The sequence below is a fragment of the Ferruginibacter sp. SUN106 genome (genome assembly GCF_050611765.1).
In the GTDB taxonomy this organism is placed as follows: domain Bacteria; phylum Bacteroidota; class Bacteroidia; order Chitinophagales; family Chitinophagaceae; genus Ferruginibacter.
Genome location: NZ_JBODJC010000001.1, coordinates 1,276,802 through 1,300,383, shown reverse-complemented (window position 1 = coordinate 1,300,383; position 23,582 = coordinate 1,276,802). Strand labels below are relative to the sequence as shown.

Below are 23,582 nucleotides of genomic sequence, written 5' to 3'. Positions count from 1 at the left end.
TTTTATTTTTTTTCAGCACATGGTCAGACGAGGACGTCAGACCATGTCAAATATTTTTCCGCTGTTTAAAATATTGTTAGGATCAAATACTTTTTTGATGCCTTTCATCAACGAAAGGTTGGCTTTATCAAAAACAATATCCATGTATTCTTTTTGAATTAAACCGATACCATGTTCGCCGCTAATGGTACCGCCGAGGGATTTTACTAAAGCGAACATTGCTTTTAAGGAAGGAACAATATCAGGATTATTCAAGCTGTAAATGCTGCCTTCTTTTTTTATGCGGATATGCAAATTACCATCGCCTGCATGGCCATAACACACCGCATGAAAATTGTATTGCCTGCCCAATTCTTTTACACCATGTATCAGTGCCGGTAAAGATGCTCTTGGTACTACAGTATCTTCTTCGATAGTGTAGCCATCTAATTTTACAGCTTCTGCAACACGGCGTCGCAATTTCCATAGCTCTGTTTTTTGCTGTGCATCATCAGCAAAAAATATTTCACCGCAATCAAACTGTGTCAGTAATTCAGCAATCGCTTCCATTTCTGTCATTAATGTTTCCTGGTGATTGCCATCAACTTCGATGATCAGATGGGCTGCAATATCATCGGTAACAGGAACAGCAACACTATCCATCATTTTACTTACGATCTTCAATGCATCAATCTCAACTAATTCCAATGCACTAGGCGTAAAGCCTGCACGAAAAATTGCACTTACAGCTTCCCCTGCTTTTTCCAGGTTATTAAAGGGTACCAGCATCAGCAGATCGTATTTGGGATGCGGCAATAATTTCAATACAATTTTTGTAACTATTCCTAGTGTGCCTTCGCTGCCAACAATTAATTGTGTAAGATTATAGCCGGTAGAATTCTTCAACACATTTGCACCTGTCCAGATGATCTCACCGGTTGGTAATACTACTTCCAGGTTGAGCACATAGTCTTTTACCACTCCATATTTTACAGCTTTTGGACCACCACTATTAGCTGAGATATTACCGCCAATAAAACAACTGCCACGGCTGCTGGGATCAGGCGGGTAGAACAAGCCCTTTTCCTTCACCGCATTTTGTAATACTTCTGTAATTACACCCGGCTCGGTAGTCACCTGCAAATTGCGTTCATCTATTTCAAGAATAGCATTCATTCTTTCCATAGAAATTAATACGCCGCCAAAATGTGGCAGTGCGCCACCGGCCAAACCAGTACCGGCACCACGGGGCGTAACAGGAATTTTTTTTGCATTACAGATCTGCATGATAGCACTGATCTCTGTTGCGGTACGGGGTTTTATAACTACGTCAGGTAAAAAGTGAAGATTCTCTGTTTCATCGTGGTCATAATTTTTTAAACTCTCTTCGTCCACTAATACAAATGCATCTCCAACAATATTTTTAAACTGCACAATAGAATCACTGATCATTGCCCGTTTTTTTTCTTCCACTACCATGTAACATTATTTATGTAAAAATCGTATAAAATAGCGAACCGATAAAAAAGATTGAACACGGATGACACAGATCAGATTGATTTAACAGGATTTTTTTGTTTGTAAAGAGCGTAAATCTACCAATTAGTGACAGTGCAAATCCGTTCAATCATTGTTATCCGTGTTCCCGCTTTTAAAATGTTAAATTTTCTTAACTGATTGTGAAATTTAAAATAGGTCTCTATATTTGTTACGAAATTATTCGTATTTAATCATTAACCAAATAAAAGTAAAGCCATGAAACAATTTATTTTGAAAAACAAAAAAATGCTGCTGGGTATCACCGCAGCCGTTGTACTGGGGATTGTAACAATGTCCTTCCAGGATTCTACCCTTATGCCGCAAAGATTAGGCGCCCAGGATGCGACTTATGAAGACACCACCAAGCCAAAGAAAAAAATTAACCAGGCCGAGCTGGATGCCTCTATGAAAGAGTTTGAAAAATCGATGCAGCAATTTGCTGAAGAAATGAAAAAGCTTGACCTGAGCCAGGTTACTGCCGAAGTAAACAAGGCTTTAAAGGAAATTGATGTACAGAAAATTGTGAACGATGTACAGCAAAGCCTTAAAGAGATCGACATGAAAAAAATAATGGATGATGTGAACAGTTCTTTAAAAGAAATAGATGCTGCAAAAATTACTGCAGATGTAAATGATGCCATTAAAGAAATTGACATGAAAAGCATCAACAAAGAAATACAGGAGGCACTTAAAGAAATTGATATGGATAAGATCAATAAAGAAATTAAAGAATCGTTGCAGGACATGAAAGTGAAAATGAAAAATATTAATAAAGACGAGCTAAAAAAGGAATTAGAAAAAGTAAAAGAAGAACTGGAAAAAACCAAGGAGGAATTAAAGAAAGCTAAAAAGACAACTTCCGTTTAAATTATTGCCGGAAAAACTACAAAGCCCTGGAGAAATTCCAGGGCTTTATTATTTATGTATGTTTGAAAAGATCAATAAAAACTCGGGCACATGGTTTGCCTGTCGCCATGTTGTGGATACAATCCTTTTTTTACAATACTGATTTCGCTTGCACCGCGGTAACCATTAAACTGGTTTAAACCAGATACCGTAACATCGTAACTGAAAGTGAATTTAATATTATTCACTTCAAAACCTACCATGGGAGCAATAGCATCACCTAGGCGGTAATACAATCCGGCTACCAATTGTTTTTCACCATATTCAGACAAGTTATAATTACCATTTAAACCAACCACCAGTTCAGAAGACTTTGCCTGTGTGGTAAAATATGCATTGGGATTGATGATCACCCTTTCATTGACTTTTAATATGGCATTTAAAAAACCAATATGCCGCATGGGGATACGCCCCTGGTTGGTATTATCATTAAAGAACGTTTCTTTTGGCCTGTTTACATGCTGAATAGAATAACCTGCATTGATATATACATTCTCCTGTGGAAAATAAGCGTAATTCATACCCGCCTGTACATCCATATAACTCACGCTGGTATTGGTAAGGCTTACAGCTGTTATAGGATTTTCAAAAAACTTACCATCAAACTGATCTGGGAATTTTAATTTACTCTGATCAATTCTTTTATTTGCCCAGCCTACATTAAAACCTGCACTTAGCAAACTGCTGTTGCCTAATTGCTGGTGATAAGCTATAGAACCATATGCTTTTGTACTTCTTAAGCTTCCGCTACCTGCCACATCACTTAATATAACACCGCCAATACCTAACCAGCCATTTTCTAACCTGTCCCTGAATAACTGGGCATCGCCAAAAATACTGGTGGTTTTGTAGGGTACTGTCATTACTGTACTCCATTGATTTCTGTAATTGGCACCCAGCCTGTAATCTGCATCAGGTAAAAAGCCGGTATTAGCAGGATTGGTAGTTAAAGGAGAATTAAAGAATTGCGAAAAATGAAGATCCTGTGCCTGCGAAGAAACAATTAGCAATACGCAACAGGCAACAAGCAAAGCTTTTTTGCAGCATTGACTGTACAATTTTGATATGGTGTAACTATGCCGCAAAATTATTCATTATCAATTATTAATTATCGTAACAAGGTTATATCTCCCGTCTTCCTCAATTTTTTTCCATCTGTGAATTCAACATCCAACGTATAAGCGTATACATCCATCGGTTGCAAAACCCCTTTAAAAGTTCCGTCCCATCCCTGCATTATATTGTTGGTGGCAAATACCACCTGGCCCCAACGGTTGTATATCTTCCAGTTCATTTTACCAACACCAAAGCCTTCTACTTTTACTATACCATTGTTGTAGCTGCTGCCAGCAAATCTGCCTGGTGTAAAGGCATTAGGTACATCCAGCAACGGCCTTATTATGATAGGCACCGGGGCTTGAAAAGTATCCACACAATCAGCATCATTAAATGCCTGCAACACCACATTAAAAGTATCGGTTTTATTAAACTGGTGAATGGGATTTACATCTGTAGAAGTAGAACCATCCCCGAAATCCCATAAGTACCGGGTTGCGCCAACAGAAAGGTTGGTAAAATTAGTTCGTGTATTCTCCACCGGTGGATTTGGAGACCAGGTAAAGTTTGCTGTTGGTATCGGATACACTGTAATGGTAAAGTATGCCGAAGTATCTCTTTTATTACAGGTAGTAGTATCAATAGCGATCAAACGCACATTGTAGGAACCAACAGTGTTATAGGTATGCACCGGTTCAAAATCGGTAGAAGAAGTATTATCACCAAAATCCCATATCCAGTCTGTGCCTCCCAGTGAGTTATTTTTAAATACCGGTGTGTAAGCTACACAACCTCTTGTAGGCGTACTGAATAATGCTTTTACATTTGGATTAATGCGTACCACTTTGGCAACGGAATCGGGGGAATTACAGAACGTGGTATCATCTACAATTAACCTCACGGTATATTGACCTACAGAAGGGAAAGTATGTATTTGTGAAGCGAAACCTGTTCTTACTCTTGGCGATCCATCACCAAAATCCCAGATAAAGGTATTGTTGGTATAGTTAGGCAAAGGTGCTGTAGTCTGGTTATCGAACCGGTAACGCAAACTGGCGCAACTATCCAGTTTTGTAAAGATGAAATTGGGAACCACCTGGTTATTGCCAACTTTAACGTTGATATAAGCTGTATCTGCGACGTTACAGGTAGACGAATCAATTGCTACCAGCATTAACCTGTACGTACCCACGCTATCATAGGTATGCGAAGTAGTGTTATTAGGAGCGAATGTGGTATCCTTTTTAGGCCTTTTCGGATCTCTGTAATCCCAGATATACATTTTACCTTTTGCAAGTGTATCGGTAAAATTAATGGTTAAAGGTACACAGCCGATAGTATCAACAACGCCATCAATAGTTGCTTTAACACTGGCACCTACACCGGCAAAATTCATTTCAATTTTTACCGCAGCTTCATTGCAGTTGGCCGAACCATTTATTGCGGCCCATACTCCGGCGGTTGTTGGAAAAATATCTTTGTTTCTGCCACCACAATTAGCACACATGGCCTGGTAGATAATACCATTTTCATCAAAACGGCTGGTACCACCATCAACATGATCTCCAAAACCTCCGCTTTGCCCAAAATAAGAACCAAAAAGCTGGCTTTGCGCATTTTTCTCCAATACAAAAAAGTAGAAATCCTGTCCGTCAGGAGGTGGCAAACCAGGCAACTGATTTTTTACAGGCATATTAAATGTACCAGCAGAAGGGTATTGTTTCTGGATATTTATTCCACCTCCCCAGCCGGAAACGTACACATTCTGGCAGCGGTCTACCAGGAAAGCAATAGGAGAAAGATTAGGTACCGGCGAATTGGTACCAAATACAGTGGAATATACATAAGCCGAAAGATCGGGTTGTAATTTGCTGATGAATTGTTTACCGCCGGCATTGGAATAAGTAGCGTTGATAACCGGCCAGTTACCGGTAGTTGTACCCATTACATAAGGGAAACCGAATTTATCAAACTTAAGTCCGTATACAAGGTCATTACCTGCTGTACCGAGATAAGTTGTTTTTATAATTCCTGAACCATCGGGAAATATTTCTGTTGCAAAACCATCACATTCACCGGCCTGGAAGGCACTGCTGATTACATTTGTTTTATCACCGGGTAAATTGGTACTGGATGTTGCTCCGGCAATATATAAATTTCCGGTAAGCGGATTTATTGACATCACAAAACAGGCATCGTCACCATTTCCTCCAAAATAAGTACTGAATAAAACAGCGGACAGGTTATTATTGAATTTAAGGATTACTCCATCCTGTCTTCCACCGCCAAATGTAGCCTGTATTGGTGTGCCCGGAGTAACAGGAAAGTTAAGCGATTGCGAACAAGATGCCAGGTACACATTTCCTTTATCATCTAACATGATCTCACTTCTTGCATCATCTCCATAATTACGCCTGAGCACATCCGGCCCGTCTGGCATCACGTATTTGGGCCTTATATTAACACCGTCATCTGCCGATCCCCCGATTCGCACAGACCCTAAAAGTGTGGCACCGGAAGCACTTATTTTAGTAACTACAATATCATTATCTATGGTAGTCCTTGTTGGAGTGCCCGGATAATTCTTTGAAGTTGTTCTTCCTGCCAGGTATAGATTACCCTGGGCATCACAGATCATACTATGCGGTTGCTCGTTACCGCTACCTCCAAGATATGTTGCATATAAACGCTGACTACCATCGGAAGAAAATTTAAAGATCGCCATATCGTATCCCTGGGGAATAACGCCTTCCTGGATACCACCTCCGTACGTGGTTTGATATGCACCGGGAGAAACCGGATACCCTTGTCCGAAAGATATGCCCCCTGCAAAGAAACTGCCACCAGGGCCCGGTGTTGCTGTATAACCCCAGTTATCTTCAGCACTGCCGGTAAAAGATGCAAAGATCAAAGTAGGGTCGATAACCAAAGTTTCTGTGGGATCGTAATTCTGAACTTTAAAACGCACCACGTTATCAGTAAGCACATATTTACAATCCACCGATTGCCTTTTGTTGATCAATGTCTGATAGCTGTAAGGATATAATTCTTTCACATCTCCTACTGATGTGGCAATGATCAGTTCCTTGTTTTTAATTTCCAGCCGGCCGGCGCCATCGTAGCGCATTGCAATGGCATTGGGATTACCACCGGGGCGTACAATAATATCGTACTTTAAATTTCCGGCTTCGGTATAATAACGTACATCAATATTATGATACACATTTTTATAGGTTACTGCCTGGTAAATTTTACAGTTACCTGCCCATTTACTCTGATCATTTCCGCGGAAGTAGTTATTGTAACCGGGTATTACTTTATCCGGTACAGCCTGCATAGTGGTACTGCTGCCTAAAAAAGTTACTTTATATGCATGAGAGCGAACTGTAACTGCAGGGTAATCATTGATGGGTGGTACCTGCGATTTTGCATTGCCTGCAAGCGTATTAGTAGTTACTGCGTTATGGCCATGTTGTGTTTCTGAAAGTAATTGCAGGTCGGCAGGATTGTGCATATCAACAGTAAAACCTCTGTTCTCTAAAAAGAATGCTCCCGTTGCAAAGTCTCCCCTGAAGTTAATTTTACTATCCCACTGCCCTTTGTTTTCCACAAATTGCATCTGGGCATTAACAGTAAGTGTAACAAAAGCTGTTGAGACAATCGCTAAAAAAATCCGGGTTATTTTACTCAAAATAATCAACGCTAATTTTTTACAATGTACAGAAATATAACGACACTTTCAACCAAATTGTTCATCTTAACAGCAGCTTTTTAAAGGCTCAACAACTTGTAAAAGAGATTTACGAAATTTTACTCCATGCCGTTTTACCCTTCTGCTGGTGAAGGTAATTTTTTACCGGCAAATTCTCTGCCACATTAATGTCAGGATCGTTTTCTAAAATATTTTCTGCAGCTTCTCTTGCTGCTTCCAGTATCACTTTATCGTGGACTATATTTGCCAGTTTAAAGTTTAATAATCCACTTTGCTTAGTACCCTCAATATCGCCGGGGCCACGAATCTCCAGATCTTTTTCGGCAATCTTAAATCCATCATTTGTTGCCACCATTATCTTTAACCTTTCACGGGCATCATTTGATATTTTAGCGCCTGTTAATAATATGCAAAAACTTTTTTCAGCTCCTCTCCCCACCCTGCCTCTTAACTGGTGCAACTGGGATAAACCAAATTTTTCTGCGCTTTCAATTACCATTACTGTTGCATTGGGAACATTTACGCCCACTTCAATAACGGTAGTGCTTACCATGATCTGCGTTTCTTTATTTACAAAACGCTGCATATTGGTTTCCTTTTGTGCCGCATCCATTTTTCCGTGTACCATACTGATCCAGTATTTAGGTTCAGGAAAAAATGATTTCACTTCTTCATATCCCTTCATCAGGTTTTCATAATCCATCTTGCTGCTCTCTTCTATTAAAGGATAGATGACAAAAGCCTGCCGACCGTTGGCTATTTCCTCTTTAATAAAATCCATCACCTGCGGCCTTTTGTTCTCAAAACGATGTACCGTGTTAATTGGTTGCCTTCCGGGCGGCAGTTCATCCATAACACTATAATCCAGGTCTCCGTAGGCAGTAAGTGCCAGTGTACGTGGTATAGGTGTTGCCGTCATTACCAGCACATGCGGGGGAATGGTGTTTTTTTTCCAGAGTTGTGCCCTTTGTGCCACACCAAATTTGTGTTGTTCATCAATTACAGCAAAGCCCAGGTTTTTAAACAGCACTTTATCTTCTATTACTGCATGGGTGCCAATTAAAATATGCAAAGAACCATCTTCACTAAGCTTCAGCACTTCTCTTCTTTCTTTTGCTTTAGATGAGCCGGAAAGCATTTTTACACAAACGGGCATATCTTTTAATAAAGCCGTGATACCATTAAAATGTTGCTGTGCTAAAATTTCTGTAGGCGCCATCATCACACTCTGAAAACCATTATCAGCTGCAATCAACATCATCATTAAAGCCACTATGGTTTTGCCACTGCCTACATCTCCTTGTAAGAGGCGGTTCATTTGTTTACCGCTGCCTGCATCCTTACGTATCTCTTTCAGCACTCTTTTTTGTGCGCCGGTTAATTCAAAGGGTAAATATTTTGTGTAAAATGAATTGAACAGGTCGCCCACTTTATCAAATACCAAACCCCTGCTAAACCTATGGCGGGCACTTTTGATCAGCCCCAAACGCAGTTGTGCAAAAAATAATTCTTCAAATTTTAAACGACGTACCGCATGCTGGTAATGTTTTTCTGTTGCCGGAAAATGAATGTGACGATAAGCTTCAAAACGGCTGATGAATTTATATTTCTGAATAACAGCGCCGGGTAAGTTTTCAGGGAGGTCTCTTTCTGTAATCAGTTGTAATAACGCATACGTGAATTTTCCAATCGCCCTGCCGTTCAATCCTCTTGCTTTTAATTTTTCGGTAGAAGAATAGATAGGCTCTAAAAAACTTTTACCGGTTGCTTTTTCTGTGCTGAAAGTTTCCACTTCGGGATGTGCAATCTGTGGCTTGTTCATAAAAAAACTCAGCTTGCCAAATACTACATACTGCTGCCCAACCTGCAATGCTTTTTGTATCCAGTTAATACCCTGGAACCATACCAGTTCTATTTCCTCTCCGCTATCATCCAGTAAATGAGCTATTAAACGCTTGCCTCTTTTCTCACCTAAAGTTTCCATGTCGGTTATTCTACCGGAAACCTGTGCATATTCGGTGTTGTATGTAAGCTCTGCAATTTTATCTACCTTGGTTTTATCAACATGGCGCAGCGGAAAATAATTGAGCAAGTCGTTGAAAGTAAAAATCTCCAGTTCTTTACGCAACATGTCGCCACGCTGTGTACTTACACCATGTATATACTCGATGGGATTATTTAATATGGCAGCTGTGAATGTGATAGGAAATTGTTTATACAAATATACACCAGGCAAAAGTATATCTCCGTATGGTATTACTTAAATCAATCGTATATGCCGCAGCTTATGTAACCACTTTTGCTATGGCTTTACTATGAAGTAAACACGGCTTCTCTACGAAGTAACCACGGCTTCTATACGGAGTAACCATGGCTTTGGTACGGAGTAACTATGGCTTTGTGAAGCAACCAGCCCGTTCTATTTACCATTGCCCCGTGAGGGATTATTATTAAAACGCCTGGGTTTGCTAAAATTCCGGTTACCTCCCCCGCCACTGCTTCTTTGAGGTGTGGTATTATACACGGGCACTTCGCCAAACTCTTCGGGTACTTTTGCTTTGGTAACTTCTTTGCCTAATAATTTTTCTATAGATAAAAATTTGCGTTGTTCTCTCGGGCTGATGAATGTGTAGGCAGTTCCTTCTGCTGCTGCTCTTGCTGTACGGCCAATACGATGCACATAATCTTCGCCGTCATGCGGCACATCGTAATTAATAACCAGGTCGATATTGTCGATATCAATACCCCTGCTTAAAATATCCGTAGCAATTAAAATGGGTAAGCGGCGGCTTTTAAACTGCATCAGCACATCTTCCCTTTTATCCTGGTCCAGGTCGCTATGAATTTCATCGGCTTTAATGCCTGCTCTTTGCAGGTCACGTGTTAATTGTTTTACACTTTGCTTGCTGCTGCAAAAAATGAGCACCATGGCAAAGTCCTTCTTTTTCAACAAAAATTTTATCAGCGGAATTTTTTGTTCTTCATACACTACAAAAGCTTCCTGTACAATTTTTTCGTTGGGCTTGCTGATAGAGATATTGATTTCTGCAGGCTGGTGCAGAATTCTTCTCGCCATTTCCCTGATCTTATGTGGCATAGTGGCCGAGAACAACAGATTTTGTCTTTGCGCAGGCAGGTGATTGATGATAAACATAATGTCATCATAAAAACCCATGTCCAGCATACGATCCGCTTCATCCAGTATCAAATACTTTAAGCCATCTAATTTTACATAGCCCATTTTTATATGCGCCATCATTTTACCGGGTGTACAGATCACCACATCGGCACCATGGCTCAATGCTTTTTTCTCCTGCACAAATGCATTACCATCTCCACCGCCATACACTGCAATAGAACTTACTGAGGTAAAATAAGACAACCCTTCCATGTGCTGGGCTATCTGGATAGCCAGTTCACGGGTGGGCACAATCACCAGTGCCGTATTAGTATGATTCACCAGCGGATCGGTAATGATCTTGTTGATCAATGGCAATAGAAATGCAGCCGTTTTACCCGTGCCTGTCTGGGCAGAGGCGATAATATCTTTTCCCTGTAAAACTAATGGTATTACCTGTTCCTGCACAGGGGTGGCATTTTCATAGCCGGATGCATCAATACCTTCCATTAATCTCTCGTCGAATCCAAATTCTGTAAACTTCAATTTGTGGTTTTATTTTGGTGAAGATAATGCTTTTTGGGGTTAAGGAAGAAGTTACGGGTTACGGGTTAAGGAAGAAGTTGCGGGTTACGGGTTAAGGAAGAAGTTGCGGGTTACGGGTTAAGGAAGAAGTTGCGGGTTACGGGTTAAGGAAGAAGTTGCGGGTTACGGGTTAAGGAAGAAGTTGCGGGTTACGGGTTAAGGGTTAATTGATCGTTTGCGCAAGGGTGAACTGCCATATCAAAACAACAATCAAAAACCCGCAACCCCTAACCCCGGCAGCGGTTAAAAAAACATACCTTTACAATAATACAAGCATTTATGATAAAAGTTGGCGAATACAATAAATTAAAAGTAATACGTGAAGTGGCGTTTGGGGTGTATTTAGATGATGGTGCAGAAGGTATTTTATTACCTAAACGCTTTATGCCCGATAATGTAAAGATCGACGACGAGATCAATGTGTTTTTATACCATGATGGCGAAGACCGCCTGATTGCCACCACACAAAAACCCAAAGGCATTTTGGGAGATATTGTAAAACTCCGTTGCATCAGCGTAACACCGCAAGGCGCTTTTTTAGATAATGGTTTGATGAAGGATATTTTTGTGCCCAAGAGCAAGCAGCAACGTGGCATGATACCCAATGGAGAATATCTGGTAAAAATTTATTTAGATGAACAAACCGGCCGTTTAGCTGCCACCGAAAAGATAGAGCCTTTTTTAAGCAATGATGACCTGACGGTAAAAGTGCTGGATGAAGTAGATTTAATCGTGTACAGAAGAACTGATATTGGTTATGTGGTTATCATCAACAATATACATACCGGCGTGTTGCACCACAATGAAATTTACAGGGATATTACTGCCGGAGATAAATTTAAAGGCTTTATAAAAAAGATATACACCGAAGATAATAAGATTGATGTGGCGGCCGGCAAACCGGGCTACAACCGTGTGGAAGATGAAACACAAAAAATACTGCGTTTGTTAAATGAAAACGATGGTTACTTACCTTACTATGATAAAAGCGACCCTGAAGAAATTTATTCTTTCTTTGGTATGAGCAAGAAGACTTTTAAAATGACGGTGGGCAATTTGTATAAGCAAAAGAAGATCAGTTTGGAGAAGACGGGGATCAGATTGGTTTGATTTAGGATGTAGGATTTTAGATTTATGATTTTGGATTTAAGGTTGCATGACGTTAATAATCTTGATATAAAAAATTGTGTGCATAATTACTCAGCCACAGTATACTCAATATTTTTTGTAAGAAAACTTTTGGTGCCGTCAGGTTTAGTATATTCAATTTTAACAGGTACAATATATTTACCTGCCTTGCCTGAAGCTTTAAATGAATAAGTGATAACCCCATTCCATTCGGGCTGCATGATTTTATTATTAATTGTAATTACCGGTTGCATAATTGTTGAAAACATACCAATCCCTGCCGTAATTTTTATTTCATCGCCTGATTTTACATGACTACTGCTTAATGCTATTATAGGAGTAATAAAATCATGAGTATGTATTATCACGTTTGTTCTGTTAAAACAATAGGTAATAAACTGGTTTTCTGTAATTCTTACAGTACTTTCAAAACTTCTAAGTACGGCTATTGCTGCAACAGCGGGTACATCTTTAAAATAAGTATTGCTAAAGCCTTTTTTATAGTTTGAATCAGCAACATTCATTATGGTTTTATTGAACATTTTGTACAGATTAGCATCAACGGCCAGTATATCATCTGTATACTTTTTTAATAGTTCCTGCAATGCCGTTCCTTTTCCCTTTGCTATAAACAAACGTTCCACTTCATCCCTGTTATCTTCCTGGAAAACTTCCCTGTTGTTTTCCATTTTAAGTCCGCATTGCTCTTTTAACTCTTTAATCAAAGATTCAATGTAGTTAATTGTACCAACAGAAAGTTCTTTTATACGCATTGCTTTAGGTTGCCATTCTGCAGCATAAGGTGCTGAGGAGGGATTACTGCGTCGGTCATCCAAGGCCAGATATAGTTGCTCACTTGAAGAAGAAACGGTAACGGAGGATTGCAGTAATCCAAATGCAGTTCTTTTAAATACCTCAAGGTCACTATGGGATTTATTGGAGCAGGAAGAAAAAATAAAAGAAAGCATTACAAAGGCAAGACAGCGATTCATAGCATTTTATTTTCAGTAAGATAAAAATAAAACCCTGCTATAAAAGTTAAAATTACAGAGAAGAATTTACTCCAGCGTAATCACACTGATCTCCGGCAACACTCCAACCCTGCCGGGGTAATCAATAAAACCACAACCACGGTTTACATTTAATCATTATTTTTGAACTATAACAAAATGCCTAATTTATACATCATAGCAGGTTGCAACGGCGCTGGTAAAACAACAGCTTCTTATACGGTGCTTCCGGAAATTCTGGATTGCAAAGAGTTTATCAACGCTGATGAAATTGCAAGAGGACTTTCACCTTTTCAACCTGAAAAAGTTGCTATTCATGCAGGAAGAATAATGCTGCAAAGAATTGATGAACTGATAAAATTAAAAATTGATTTTGCGATAGAGACAACGCTTACAACAAAATCATATACAAAGATGATTGAAGTTGCCAAACTAAATGGATATAATGTAAAATTGGCTTATTTGTGGCTAAACAATATTGACTTGGCTATCGAAAGAGTTAATGCAAGAGTTAAGGATGGCGGTCATAATATTCCCGAAGAGGTAATCCGGAGACGTTATAAAAAAGGTATTTTTAACCTAATAAATATTTTCATTGATTTATGTGATTACTGGCTTGTATTTGACAACTCCGACGAATCATTTACCTTTGTAGCAGAGGGAGATAATATCAATAAAACTTTGATCCACAATAATAAAATCTGGGAAGTAATTAAAACAAAAGCAAATGAGTAATCCTGCTATCGATACTAATGATTTTAAAGAAAAATTTATAAAAGGTCTGGAGCTGACTTTTAAAAAATTGTTAGCAACAAAGCGCCTTACTGATGACACACTAATATTCTCCAAAAACGGTAAAATCGTAAAAATAAAAGCACGGGATATTAAAGACTAAAATCATTTTTTCTCTACCCTAATGTTATCACACTGATCTCCGGCAACACCCCCACTCTTCCCGGATAACCAATAAAACCATAGCCACGGTTTACATTGATCTTTTGTTTACCATCTTCATACAGGCCTGCCCATTGCGTATACATATATTGTACGGGGCTCCATTTAAACCCGGGAATATCGATACCAAACTGCATGCCGTGTGTATGGCCACTCAGCATTAAATCAATATCAGGATAATTTGTTTTTACCTGTGCATCCCAATGGCTGGGGTCGTGGCTCATTAAAATTTTAAAAGGATATTTTTCTGTGCCCGGGTGTGCAAGGTCCATGCGGCCATGCTTGGGAAAGCGGGCTTTGTTACTCCAGTTCTCTATACCCAGTAATGCAATGGCTTCGCCGTTTCTTTCCAGTGCCACATGTTCGTTCATTAGTAAACGCCAGCCCAAATCGGCATGTACTTTTTTCAGGTTTTCTAAATTCTGTTCTTTGGTTACTCCGTTTTGAGGCCATTGTACATAGTCACCATAGTCATGATTACCCAATGTACTGTACACTCCCATTGGCGCTTTCAATAAACTAAACACATCCATGTAGTCCTGCATTTCTGTTGCCCTGTCGTTTACCAGATCGCCGGTAAATAAAATGATGTCTGGTTTTTCATTCAATATTTTTTCTACACCATGCAACACGGCTTTTTTATCGGTAAAACTGCCGCTATGTATATCGCTGATATGTACAATTTTTAATCCCTTAAATGAGGCCGGTAAATTTTCATAGGTGAGTTGCAGCCTTTTAATATCGTATTTGTATTTATTACCAAATCCATAGAGCAAAGTACCAAACAAAGTACCTCCTGCTGCTAAGCCCAGCCAGTTTAAAAATGCGGAACGGCTGATACCTTCGCCGTCAAAATCATCCACGGTTCCGCTGCGGCTATTAGAAAATAATTTAATGGCGCCCCATTGAATACCTCTCCTGATATCATCAATTAAAAAGAATACGCCGGCCGTTATCTTAGCTAAAAACAAACCAATAACGGTAGCAAATAAATAAGTACGTACTTTCTTACCTAAAAAGTCCTGTTCGGTATACACAAATAATAAAAAGCTGATAATGGCTAATGCTGTAAGCAACCAGTAAACAGAATAGATAATTGTTTTTGCTTTGGGAGATAATGCCTGGCTTACTGATTTAACGGCCTGGAAAACATAAGTATCCAGCAAAAGCATGATGGATATAAAAATAATTACGCCTAAAGGTGTCCGCATGTTGCTGTTTGATGGTTTGTGATTATGAAGGTAGACGTTTGAGCAGGAATAATATTTTAAGGGCAGCTAAATTTACGCCCCGATCTTTAAATGCATCTCCAGGTGAGAAATTCATCCAGCTGTGCATGGATGGCATTTAATGCACCGGCATCGGTAAATCTGCCCTCACTGTCCATTAATTTATTTACGGTTGATAAAGGTAATTTATTCGGATGCACTGTTATCTTAACATAGTTTAAAATATCGGCCAGGTGATCCATTCCTCTCAGGTTGCCGGCCCTGCCTGTTGAATTGCCTGTGATAAGCGCCTGCTTATTAAACCATATCTGGTGACTGCTTCCGGTGTCGAAAAGCATTTTTAAGATGCCCGGAAAACTACCATTGTACTCGGGTACAATAAAAATAAAACTATCTGTGGGCAGGATAATATCGGTCTCTATTTTTTCAAATGCGGCATCTCTTTCCATCATATTTACGCCTTCCAGGGAAAATATCGCTGCATCTTCGCCTTTTTCTGCCAAAATTCTCCGGTATTCTTTCGCTACTTTCAATGTATTACTACCTATCCTGTTGGTTCCTGAAACTATTGTAATCATTATATTTTATATATTGTTTATAACTATAACAAACTTGTTGATTCTTTGTTGCCCAATATTATGCCGAATAGTTAAATTTGCCAACCTGACAAGAAAATAGTTGATCGTTGGGGGTTGGCCGGAGAGCAGACTTTTCTCCGAGCAACGTTCAACGAAAAAACGAACAACGACACATATGGCAAGAATAATAGGCGTAGCAAATCAAAAAGGCGGGGTGGGTAAAACAACAACAGCAATTAATTTAGCTGCCAGTTTAGCCGTGCTGGAATACAAAACTTTGCTGGTGGATGCCGATCCGCAGGCCAACAGTACCACGGGTACAGGGTTTGACCTGCATAATATTACCCAAAGCCTTTACGATTGCATGGTAAATGAAGCCAAGGCTAAGGACGTGATCTTAAAATCTGAGATCCCTAACCTTGACCTGATGCCATCACATATTGACCTGGTGGGTGCCGAAATTGAAATGATCAATTATCCTAACAGGGAAAGTGTATTAAAAGATATTTTAGCGCCGGTAAGAGATGAATATGATTTTATTGTGATTGACTGCTCTCCTTCCTTAGGTTTGATTACGGTGAACGCCTTAACTGCTGCCGATAGCGTGGTAGTGCCTGTACAAACAGAATTTTTTGCATTGGAAGGTTTGGGTAAATTATTAAATACGATCAAGATCGTTCAAAACAGGTTGAACCCTGAATTGAAAATTGAAGGCATATTAATGACGATGTACGATGGCCGGTTACGCCTTTGCAACCAGGTGGTTAGTGAAGTACGCCGTCATTTTGAAGATATTGTTTTCAGCAGCATCATTCACCGTAATACCAGGCTGAGCGAAGCACCAAGTTTTGGTAAGCCGGTAATTTTATACGATGCCGATAGCAAAGGCTCTATCAACTACTTAAACCTTGCTAAAGAAATTTTACAAAAGAACAATCTTACTAAAATAAAGGAAGAAGACAGAATACTGGAATAGTTACAGGAATGTAGTTATGGGTTACGAGTTACGGGTTATTTGATTGTTGTTTTGATATGGCAGTTAATCCCTTCGCAAACGATAAATTAACCCGTAACCCGAAACCAAAATAACCCGTAACTGAAAAAATAAGAGAGAAATTATGACACAACCCAATAAAAAAGACGCATTAGGAAAAGGCATACGTAGTTTGCTGCAGAATATTGATTCTGATTTAAAAAATACTGCTGGTAGTTTAAAAACTGAGGTAGTAGAACAAACCACCACTTCTTTTCGTGTGGCATTAGACCAGATTGAAGTAAACCCCAAACAGCCACGTAAAGATTTTGATGAAGTAGCATTAAGTGAATTAGCGGCTTCTTTAAAACTGCATGATATCATTCAGCCATTAACGGTAAGTAAATTGCCTAATGGTAAGTACAGGTTGATCGCCGGTGAAAGAAGATTCAGAGCCTCTAAAATTGCAGGCTTAAAAGATGTGCCGGTTTATGTAAGGCAGGCTAATGATGTGCAGTTGTTAGAATTGTCTTTGCTGGAAAATCTGCAAAGAGAAAACCTTAATGCTATTGAAATTGCATTGAGTTATAAGCGCCTGATGGATGAACTGGATTATACACAGGAGCAGGTGGCCGAACGCATGGGTAAAGACCGCAGTACCGTTACCAATTATATCAGGTTATTAAAACTCCCCCCCGATATCCAGATCGCAGTACGTAGTGGCGCCATCACCATGGGGCATGCAAGAGCGTTGATAAATGTAGATGTGGTGGATAAACAATTGTACATCTTCAACGAAATAAAAAAACGCAGTTTATCAGTAAGGCAAACGGAAGACCTGGTTAGACAGATCTATACACCGCATGCTGTTAAAGTTGCCGTAAAATCAGAATTACCTCCGGCTTTTAAAAAGATTGAAGATAATTTAGCATCTAACTTTAATACCAAAGTAAAATTGGTACACAACAAAAAAGGTTATGGTTCAGTTTTATTTGAATATTATTCCCTGGAAGAATTAAATGCTTTGTTAGATAAGTTTAAAATTACGGTTAGTTAACCCCAACCCCTAAAAGGGGCTTTAAACACTTCAATACTTTAAATGTCTTTTTGCAAATCAATAGTATTTTTATTTTTTATTTGTTTGGCCAATAATAATTTGTTTGCACAAAAAGCAGATAGTACATTAAAAAAAACGGATAGTACAACAAAAAAAACTGTACAAAAGATAAAGCCTAAAAAAGAAAAGGTAAATATTTTTTCTATTGATACTTCCAAACCCTATAACCCAAGGGTTGCTATTCTGCGTTCTGCAATAATACCCGGCTGGGGCCAGGCTACCAATAAAAAATACTGGAAGATGCCGATTGTATGGGGTGCATTAGGGACTACCGCTTATATTTTTCGCAGAAATATAAAACAATTTAAAGCCGCTAATGCGGCTTATAAAAACGCAATTGACAATGATACTTCCAACGATTATTTAATTCCCGAACCTTACCATAGTGTGCTCAGTTCTCCCGACCGTATCAAGAGCTTCAGAAACAGCGTACGGCAAAATGTAGATTACTCGGTATTATTTTTTATTGCCTTTTGGGGATTGAATGTGGTGGATGCAGCAGTTGATGCCCATCTTAAAACCTTTGATGTAAGTGATGACCTTACCCTGCTGATAAAGCCAGGCTACAGCCCCATGGCCAATACCAATGGCATAAGCCTGGTACTCAATATCGGTAAGACTCACGCAAAATAATTATCTTCAACTTTATATTGTTTAAAAACACTTTTACCGAAAATGAAAATTGCATTGATAGGCTATGGCAAAATGGGCAAAGCTATTGAAGAGATCGCTTTACAAAGAGGCCATACCACCGATTTAAAAATTGATATTAATACTATTGATAGCTTTACCGCAGCAAATTTACAGCAGTGTGATGTAGCTATAGAATTTACCGGCCCACATAGCGCTGTAGAAAATATTTCCAAATGCCTTGATGCCGGCATACCTGTTGTAAGCGGCAGCACCGGTTGGTTAGAGCAATGGCAAATAATAAAAGACAAATGCGAAACATTAAACGGTGCATTATTATACGCCAGCAATTTTAGTGTGGGTGTAAATCTTTTTTTTGAACTGAATAAAAAGTTAGCCCAACTGATGAGCAACCATGAGGAATATGCCATTACCATGGAAGAGATCCATCATACACAAAAAAAAGATGCGCCAAGTGGTACCGCCATCACACTTGCCGAACAGGTGTTAGAAAATATTCCACGCAAAAAAAAGTGGCTTAACGAAGCGGCGAAATATCCTAACGAACTTTCCATCATCAGCAAAAGAATTGACCCGGCGCCCGGCACCCATTCTATAAAATACAGTTCGGAAATTGATGATATAGAAATTATACACACCGCACACAACCGTACCGGTTTTGCTACCGGTGCTGTATTAGCTGCAGAATTTTTAGCCGGTAAAAAAGGCATTTATACAATGAAGGATGTTTTAAATATCTAACCTTAATGAAAAAACGAACTGCTTTATTTCTTTTTTTATGCTGCATGATTATTTCAACTGCTTTTTCGCAAAGTGTAAGTGAATTATACCAGCAACTTTCAAAAGCAAAAACTCCTGTAGCCACAATTGATATTTACAACCGCATTGCCTACCAGTTAAGGGCAATTGATCCTGATAGTGCAATAAAGGAAGCCAACCGCAGTCTTCAATTAGCCAAAGAAAATAATTACGAAAATGGCGAAGGCACAGCATTGCTATGTCTTTCTTACGCCAATATAGCAAAAGCAAAATACGAGCTCAGTAACGATTATGCCAAAAAAGCAAAAGTGATTGCTGAAAATAAAAAAAATGATTCGCTGTTAGCATACAGCCTGGTAGCTATTGGTGTATACAACTATAACACCAGCAACTATGATAATGCCATTGATGCCGGATTAAAAGCAGTGAAAATTTTTGAAGCTAAGCAAATGGCGTCTGGTGTTATTAAAAGTAAAGTAATGATGAGCCAGGTGTACCAGTTAAAAAATGACCTGCCCCGTGCCGAAAAATTATTGCAGGAAACATTGCCTGATATAGATGAAATAAATGAGCCCAAGGTAAAGGTAAATGTGTTACATACCCTGGCAAATATTTATGGGATGCAGGAAAAATATAAGGAGGCTTTAGCAATAGATAAGCAAGGTATTGACTTATGCAGCACTGCCGACATGCGCATGTTTCAATCGGAATTTTTTGATAATATGGCTAACTGTTACATGTACAGCCAGCGTTATGATGAAGCCAAAGAATATTTTTTAAAATCATTATTGATCGATTCTTCATTTGATAATAAAAAACAAATGGCCGATACCTGGCTTAACCTGGGTAATCTTTCTTTGCTGCAAAAAAAATATAGTGATGCAAAAAACAACCTGCTGCATGCAGTGGCACTGGCCGATAGCAGCGGTTACAGGCAAGGTAAATACCAGGCATTATTTCTTTTGAGCGATGCTTATAAACAAAGCAATGACCCTACCGCTGCAATGAATACATTAAACAGTGCTTATAGTTTAAAAGACAGTATTATAAATGAACAAACGGAAAATAAAATTGCAGAGCTTGAAACTGTGTATCAATCAGAAAAAAAAGAAGCCCAATTAAAACTACAGCAGGCCGAGCTTATTAAAAAGAATTTTCTGCTTTGGGGAGCTGCGGCAGGGCTGGTATTATTACTTTTATCCGGCTTTACATTTTACAGAAAAAGACAGGCGCAAAATAAACTGCAATTACAGGCCGAAGTAATGAAGCAGCAGGACATGGCTACCAAGGCCGTAATTGTAGCCGAAGAGAATGAACGTAAAAGAATTGCTGCCGACCTGCATGATGGCGTGGGCCAGATGATGAGTGCCGCCAAAATGAATTTATCTGCATTTGAAAATGATATCCCGTTTAAGGACGATCAGCAGAAAAATTCTTTTGAAAAAATAATCAGCCTGGTAGATGAAAGTTGTAAAGAGATAAGAAGTGTTAGTCACCAGATGATGCCTAATGCCTTATTAAAAAGCGGGCTGGCAAGTGCTGTAAAAGAATTTATTGACAAAATTGACAGCCGCATATTAAAAATAAATCTATATACCGAAGGCCTTAACGAAAGGCTGGATGGCAATGTAGAAACTGTTTTATACCGGGTAATACAGGAATGTGTAAATAATGTGATTAAACATTCCGGTGCTAATTCATTGGACATTTCATTGATAAAAGATGCCGACGGTATTGCTGCAACCATTGAAGATAATGGCAAAGGTTTTAATAGTAAGGATAAAGAAAAATTTGAAGGCATCGGATTAAAAAATATCAGCAGCAGGATCGGCTTTTTAAAAGGCACGGTGGATTTTGACAGTTCGCCGGGTAATGGAACGCTGGTAGCCATACATGTACCCCTTGTTTAATTGGTATTTTTATTTATCTTACCTGCAAATAATAAACCCACCTGCTTATATTGAAAAACCAAAAAATAGCTTTAGCGATTGTTGATGATCACCAGATAGTAATTGACGGATTAAAGTCGTTATTATTGGGATACGATCAGTTTAAAGTGGTATTGGAATGTACCCAGCCTATGCAAATGCTGCAATTGCTGGAACAAACAAAAGTAGATATTGTTTTAACCGATGTAATGATGCCGGGCTTAAATGGCGCCGATCTTTCCAAAGCTATTCACAACAAATTTCCTGAAATAAAAATACTGGCTTTAAGCATGAGCGGCCAGGGCGACCTGGTAAACCAGATGATTGATGATGCTGATATTGCGGGGTATGTGCTGAAAAATATTGGTAAAAAAGAATTGATACAGGCGCTGGAAAAAATTTCGGCAGGGGGCATTTATTTCAGCGACGAAGTATTGCAGGAGATGACCAAGGCGAGTGAATTGAAAAAAGAATCAGACGAAGCACATCTTACTGCAAGAGAAATTGAGATCATTAAACTGATTGAAAAAGAATTCAATAATAAGCAAATTGCCGAAAGCCTTTTTTTAAGTGAACGAACTGTAGAGACACATCGCAAAAATATTTTCAGAAAAACAAAAACATCCGGCGTAATTGGATTGATCAAATATGCTTACGAACACAAATTAATTTAATGATAATCTTGTATAATTGATAAAAATAAAAGCTGCAGGATCTGCAGCTTTTATTTTATGTTATGTTCTTATAAAAATATTTAAAACCTGTAAGCTAATCTTACACCAACAGAACCTAAACCGGAACCATTTATTGAATAGCCATCATATTTAAGACTTGCATCAACAGCTTTACCCGATTTAGTATCGAATTCATAACCCAGCATTGGTGTATACGCTAAAGCTGTTCCTCCCCCGTTATTAAAAAATCCTGCACCTAATTGTGCAGCACCATAAAAACCTTGGGAAAGAAAGTATTTGATACCTGCCTTAAGTGGAATAATACCAGCTGCTTTAAATTTTATTCCAGACCCTGCAGATTTGCCTGCATAAGACAGGTAACCGGTGGTAAGTGTAAAATTGGTTGAAGTGGCAATATTAAAATCGCCCTGAATAGTAGCGCCAACGCCTACAGAATGAGTATTGCTAAAATTTCCAACGGCAAAACCGATTTCCGGCCCAACACTAAATCCAAATTTTCTGTCACTTTCTTTTTGAGCAAAAGCTCCTGTACAAATTGCTGTAATTGCTACAGCTAAAAAAATCTTTTTCATAATACGTTTTGTTTTAAGGAACAAAATTAGGCTGTTACAACTAATCATAAAATTTTGTTTGCAAAGGATACGTTAAACTCTGTTGATAAAATAACTACAGGTTTTCCAGCATATCCTTAACCATTAACGGCAGGTCATAATCTTCTTTCCATCCCCAGTCTTTTCTTGCCACTGAATCATCAATGCTTTGCGGCCAGCTGTTAGCGATAGCCTGTCGATAATCCGGCTTATAGCTGATTTCAAATTCAGGTATATGTTTTTTTATTTCGGCAGCAATTTCTTTTGGAGAAAAACTCATACCGGATAAATTATACGAAGTGCGTACATTGATTTTTTCTGCTGGTGCTTCCATCAACTCTATCGTAGCTTTTATAGCATCGGGCATATACATCATGGGCAGGTAAGTATCTTCGTTTAAAAAACATTCATACTTTTTTTCTTCCAGTGCCTCATGAAAAATTTCCACTGCATAATCGGTAGTGCCCCCACCCGGAGCAGATTTGTAAGAAATTAAACCGGGATAGCGCATACTTCTTACATCTACACCAAAACGTTGATAATAATAATTGCACCAGAATTCGCCGGCGTATTTACTGATGCCATATACTGTGGTAGGTTCAATAATAGTTTGCTGCGGACAATTTTGTTTGGGAGATGTTGGGCCAAATACAGCAATACTGCTGGGCCAGTATACTTTAGTTAATTTTTCTTCCCTGGCAATATCCAGTACGTTTAACAAGCTCTGCATATTCAGGCTCCACGCAAGATTGGGATTTTTTTCACCCGTGGCAGAAAGTATCGCTGCCAGCAAATAGATCTGCGTAATATTCTGCCGTATCACCTGCACATGCAGCATTTCTTTATTCATCACATCCAGGCTTACGTATGGGCCCGTACCTTCCAACAAAGGGTTTTGCTCTCTTAAATCGCTGGCCACCACATTGGCGTTGCCATAAATTTTACGCAATGCAAGTGTAAGCTCCACGCCTATCTGGCCGCTGGCGCCAATTACTAATATTTTTTCTTTTACCATTTTGATTTTTTTACTTTTTTTATTTGCCGGAAGCAGGAGCTTCCGGATACAAATGTAAGG

19 protein-coding genes and 2 pseudogenes are annotated in these 23,582 nt (G+C 39.0%); 10 read left to right on the top strand and 11 right to left on the bottom strand.

Annotated elements, in window-relative coordinates:
- Window positions 1–36: 36 nt before the first annotated feature.
- Window positions 37–1,458, bottom strand: a complete 1,422-nt coding sequence (locus ACQ334_RS05335) for an FAD-binding oxidoreductase (RefSeq protein ID WP_430987133.1) — start codon at window positions 1,456–1,458, stop codon at window positions 37–39.
- Window positions 1,459–1,734: 276 nt separating this feature from the next.
- Here ACQ334_RS05335 and ACQ334_RS05330 point away from each other — a divergent pair, with 276 nt between their 5' ends.
- The gene (locus ACQ334_RS05330) at window positions 1,735–2,385 is read left to right on the top strand and encodes a hypothetical protein (RefSeq protein ID WP_430987132.1); all 651 of its coding nucleotides are present in this window, start codon (window positions 1,735–1,737) and stop codon (window positions 2,383–2,385) included.
- 71 nt (window positions 2,386–2,456) lie between these two features.
- Here the strand turns inward: ACQ334_RS05330 and ACQ334_RS05325 are convergent, their stop codons facing one another.
- The 5 genes and pseudogenes from ACQ334_RS05325 to ACQ334_RS05305 form a co-directional block, all read right to left on the bottom strand.
- Window positions 2,457–3,482, bottom strand: coding sequence for a PorP/SprF family type IX secretion system membrane protein (locus tag ACQ334_RS05325; protein WP_430987131.1), 1,026 nt, complete (start codon window positions 3,480–3,482; stop codon window positions 2,457–2,459).
- A gap of 50 nt (window positions 3,483–3,532) precedes the next feature.
- Window positions 3,533–4,504 (bottom strand): annotated as a pseudogene (locus ACQ334_RS05320) (PKD domain-containing protein); the annotation flags it as partial.
- 1,563 nt (window positions 4,505–6,067) lie between these two features.
- Window positions 6,068–6,205 (bottom strand): annotated as a pseudogene (locus ACQ334_RS05315) (SBBP repeat-containing protein); the annotation flags it as partial.
- Between the two features lie 1,075 nt (window positions 6,206–7,280).
- Complete coding sequence (gene recG, locus ACQ334_RS05310; RefSeq protein ID WP_430987130.1) at window positions 7,281–9,428, bottom strand: ATP-dependent DNA helicase RecG; 2,148 nt, start codon at window positions 9,426–9,428, stop codon at window positions 7,281–7,283.
- Window positions 9,429–9,611: 183 nt separating this feature from the next.
- Window positions 9,612–10,856, bottom strand: coding sequence for a DEAD/DEAH box helicase (locus tag ACQ334_RS05305; RefSeq protein ID WP_430987129.1), 1,245 nt, complete (start codon window positions 10,854–10,856; stop codon window positions 9,612–9,614).
- A 318-nt stretch (window positions 10,857–11,174) separates the two neighbouring features.
- Between ACQ334_RS05305 and ACQ334_RS05300 the strand changes: the two genes are divergently transcribed.
- Window positions 11,175–12,005 (top strand): CvfB family protein, encoded by an 831-nt coding sequence (locus tag ACQ334_RS05300; RefSeq protein WP_430987128.1) that lies wholly within the window; start codon window positions 11,175–11,177, stop codon window positions 12,003–12,005.
- Window positions 12,006–12,091: 86 nt separating this feature from the next.
- On the opposite strand, the gene ACQ334_RS05295 is transcribed toward ACQ334_RS05300, so the two are convergent.
- Window positions 12,092–13,015, bottom strand: coding sequence for a hypothetical protein (locus ACQ334_RS05295; protein WP_430987127.1), 924 nt, complete (start codon window positions 13,013–13,015; stop codon window positions 12,092–12,094).
- A gap of 177 nt (window positions 13,016–13,192) precedes the next feature.
- Between ACQ334_RS05295 and ACQ334_RS05290 the strand changes: the two genes are divergently transcribed.
- Window positions 13,193–13,768: a zeta toxin family protein gene (locus tag ACQ334_RS05290; RefSeq protein ID WP_430987126.1), complete on the top strand. Its 576-nt coding sequence runs from the start codon at window positions 13,193–13,195 to the stop codon at window positions 13,766–13,768.
- Window positions 13,761–13,928, top strand: a complete 168-nt coding sequence (locus ACQ334_RS05285; protein WP_430987125.1) for a hypothetical protein — start codon at window positions 13,761–13,763, stop codon at window positions 13,926–13,928. The genes ACQ334_RS05290 and ACQ334_RS05285 overlap by 8 nt, the downstream gene beginning before the upstream one ends.
- 13 nt (window positions 13,929–13,941) lie before the next feature.
- On the opposite strand, the gene ACQ334_RS05280 is transcribed toward ACQ334_RS05285, so the two are convergent.
- Window positions 13,942–15,198, bottom strand: a complete 1,257-nt coding sequence (locus ACQ334_RS05280; RefSeq protein ID WP_430987124.1) for a metallophosphoesterase — start codon at window positions 15,196–15,198, stop codon at window positions 13,942–13,944.
- A gap of 86 nt (window positions 15,199–15,284) precedes the next feature.
- The gene (locus tag ACQ334_RS05275) at window positions 15,285–15,794 is read right to left on the bottom strand and encodes an NADPH-dependent FMN reductase (RefSeq protein WP_430987123.1); all 510 of its coding nucleotides are present in this window, start codon (window positions 15,792–15,794) and stop codon (window positions 15,285–15,287) included.
- A 175-nt stretch (window positions 15,795–15,969) separates the two neighbouring features.
- Between ACQ334_RS05275 and ACQ334_RS05270 the strand changes: the two genes are divergently transcribed.
- The 6 genes from ACQ334_RS05270 to ACQ334_RS05245 all read left to right on the top strand — a co-directional run bounded on the left by ACQ334_RS05270 (window position 15,970) and on the right by ACQ334_RS05245 (window position 21,896).
- Entirely contained in the window at window positions 15,970–16,770 is an 801-nt protein-coding gene (locus ACQ334_RS05270) for a ParA family protein (protein ID WP_430987122.1), read from the top strand.
- A gap of 142 nt (window positions 16,771–16,912) precedes the next feature.
- Window positions 16,913–17,824 carry a ParB/RepB/Spo0J family partition protein gene (locus tag ACQ334_RS05265; RefSeq protein WP_430987121.1) on the top strand — a complete coding sequence of 304 codons (912 nt, stop codon included), beginning with the start codon at window positions 16,913–16,915 and terminating at the stop codon, window positions 17,822–17,824.
- Between the two features lie 42 nt (window positions 17,825–17,866).
- Entirely contained in the window at window positions 17,867–18,517 is a 651-nt protein-coding gene (locus tag ACQ334_RS05260) for a DUF5683 domain-containing protein (protein WP_430987120.1), read from the top strand.
- Window positions 18,518–18,559: 42 nt separating this feature from the next.
- Window positions 18,560–19,276 carry a 4-hydroxy-tetrahydrodipicolinate reductase gene (gene dapB / locus ACQ334_RS05255; protein WP_430987119.1) on the top strand — a complete coding sequence of 239 codons (717 nt, stop codon included), beginning with the start codon at window positions 18,560–18,562 and terminating at the stop codon, window positions 19,274–19,276.
- A 5-nt stretch (window positions 19,277–19,281) separates the two neighbouring features.
- Window positions 19,282–21,204 (top strand): tetratricopeptide repeat-containing sensor histidine kinase, encoded by a 1,923-nt coding sequence (locus tag ACQ334_RS05250; protein WP_430987118.1) that lies wholly within the window; start codon window positions 19,282–19,284, stop codon window positions 21,202–21,204.
- Between the two features lie 50 nt (window positions 21,205–21,254).
- The gene (locus ACQ334_RS05245) at window positions 21,255–21,896 is read left to right on the top strand and encodes a response regulator (protein WP_430987117.1); all 642 of its coding nucleotides are present in this window, start codon (window positions 21,255–21,257) and stop codon (window positions 21,894–21,896) included.
- A gap of 80 nt (window positions 21,897–21,976) precedes the next feature.
- Here the strand turns inward: ACQ334_RS05245 and ACQ334_RS05240 are convergent, their stop codons facing one another.
- Window positions 21,977–22,489 (bottom strand): hypothetical protein, encoded by a 513-nt coding sequence (locus tag ACQ334_RS05240; protein WP_430987116.1) that lies wholly within the window; start codon window positions 22,487–22,489, stop codon window positions 21,977–21,979.
- A gap of 94 nt (window positions 22,490–22,583) precedes the next feature.
- Complete coding sequence (locus ACQ334_RS05235) at window positions 22,584–23,522, bottom strand: L-threonine 3-dehydrogenase (protein WP_430987115.1); 939 nt, start codon at window positions 23,520–23,522, stop codon at window positions 22,584–22,586.
- Window positions 23,523–23,582 lie beyond the last annotated feature (60 nt).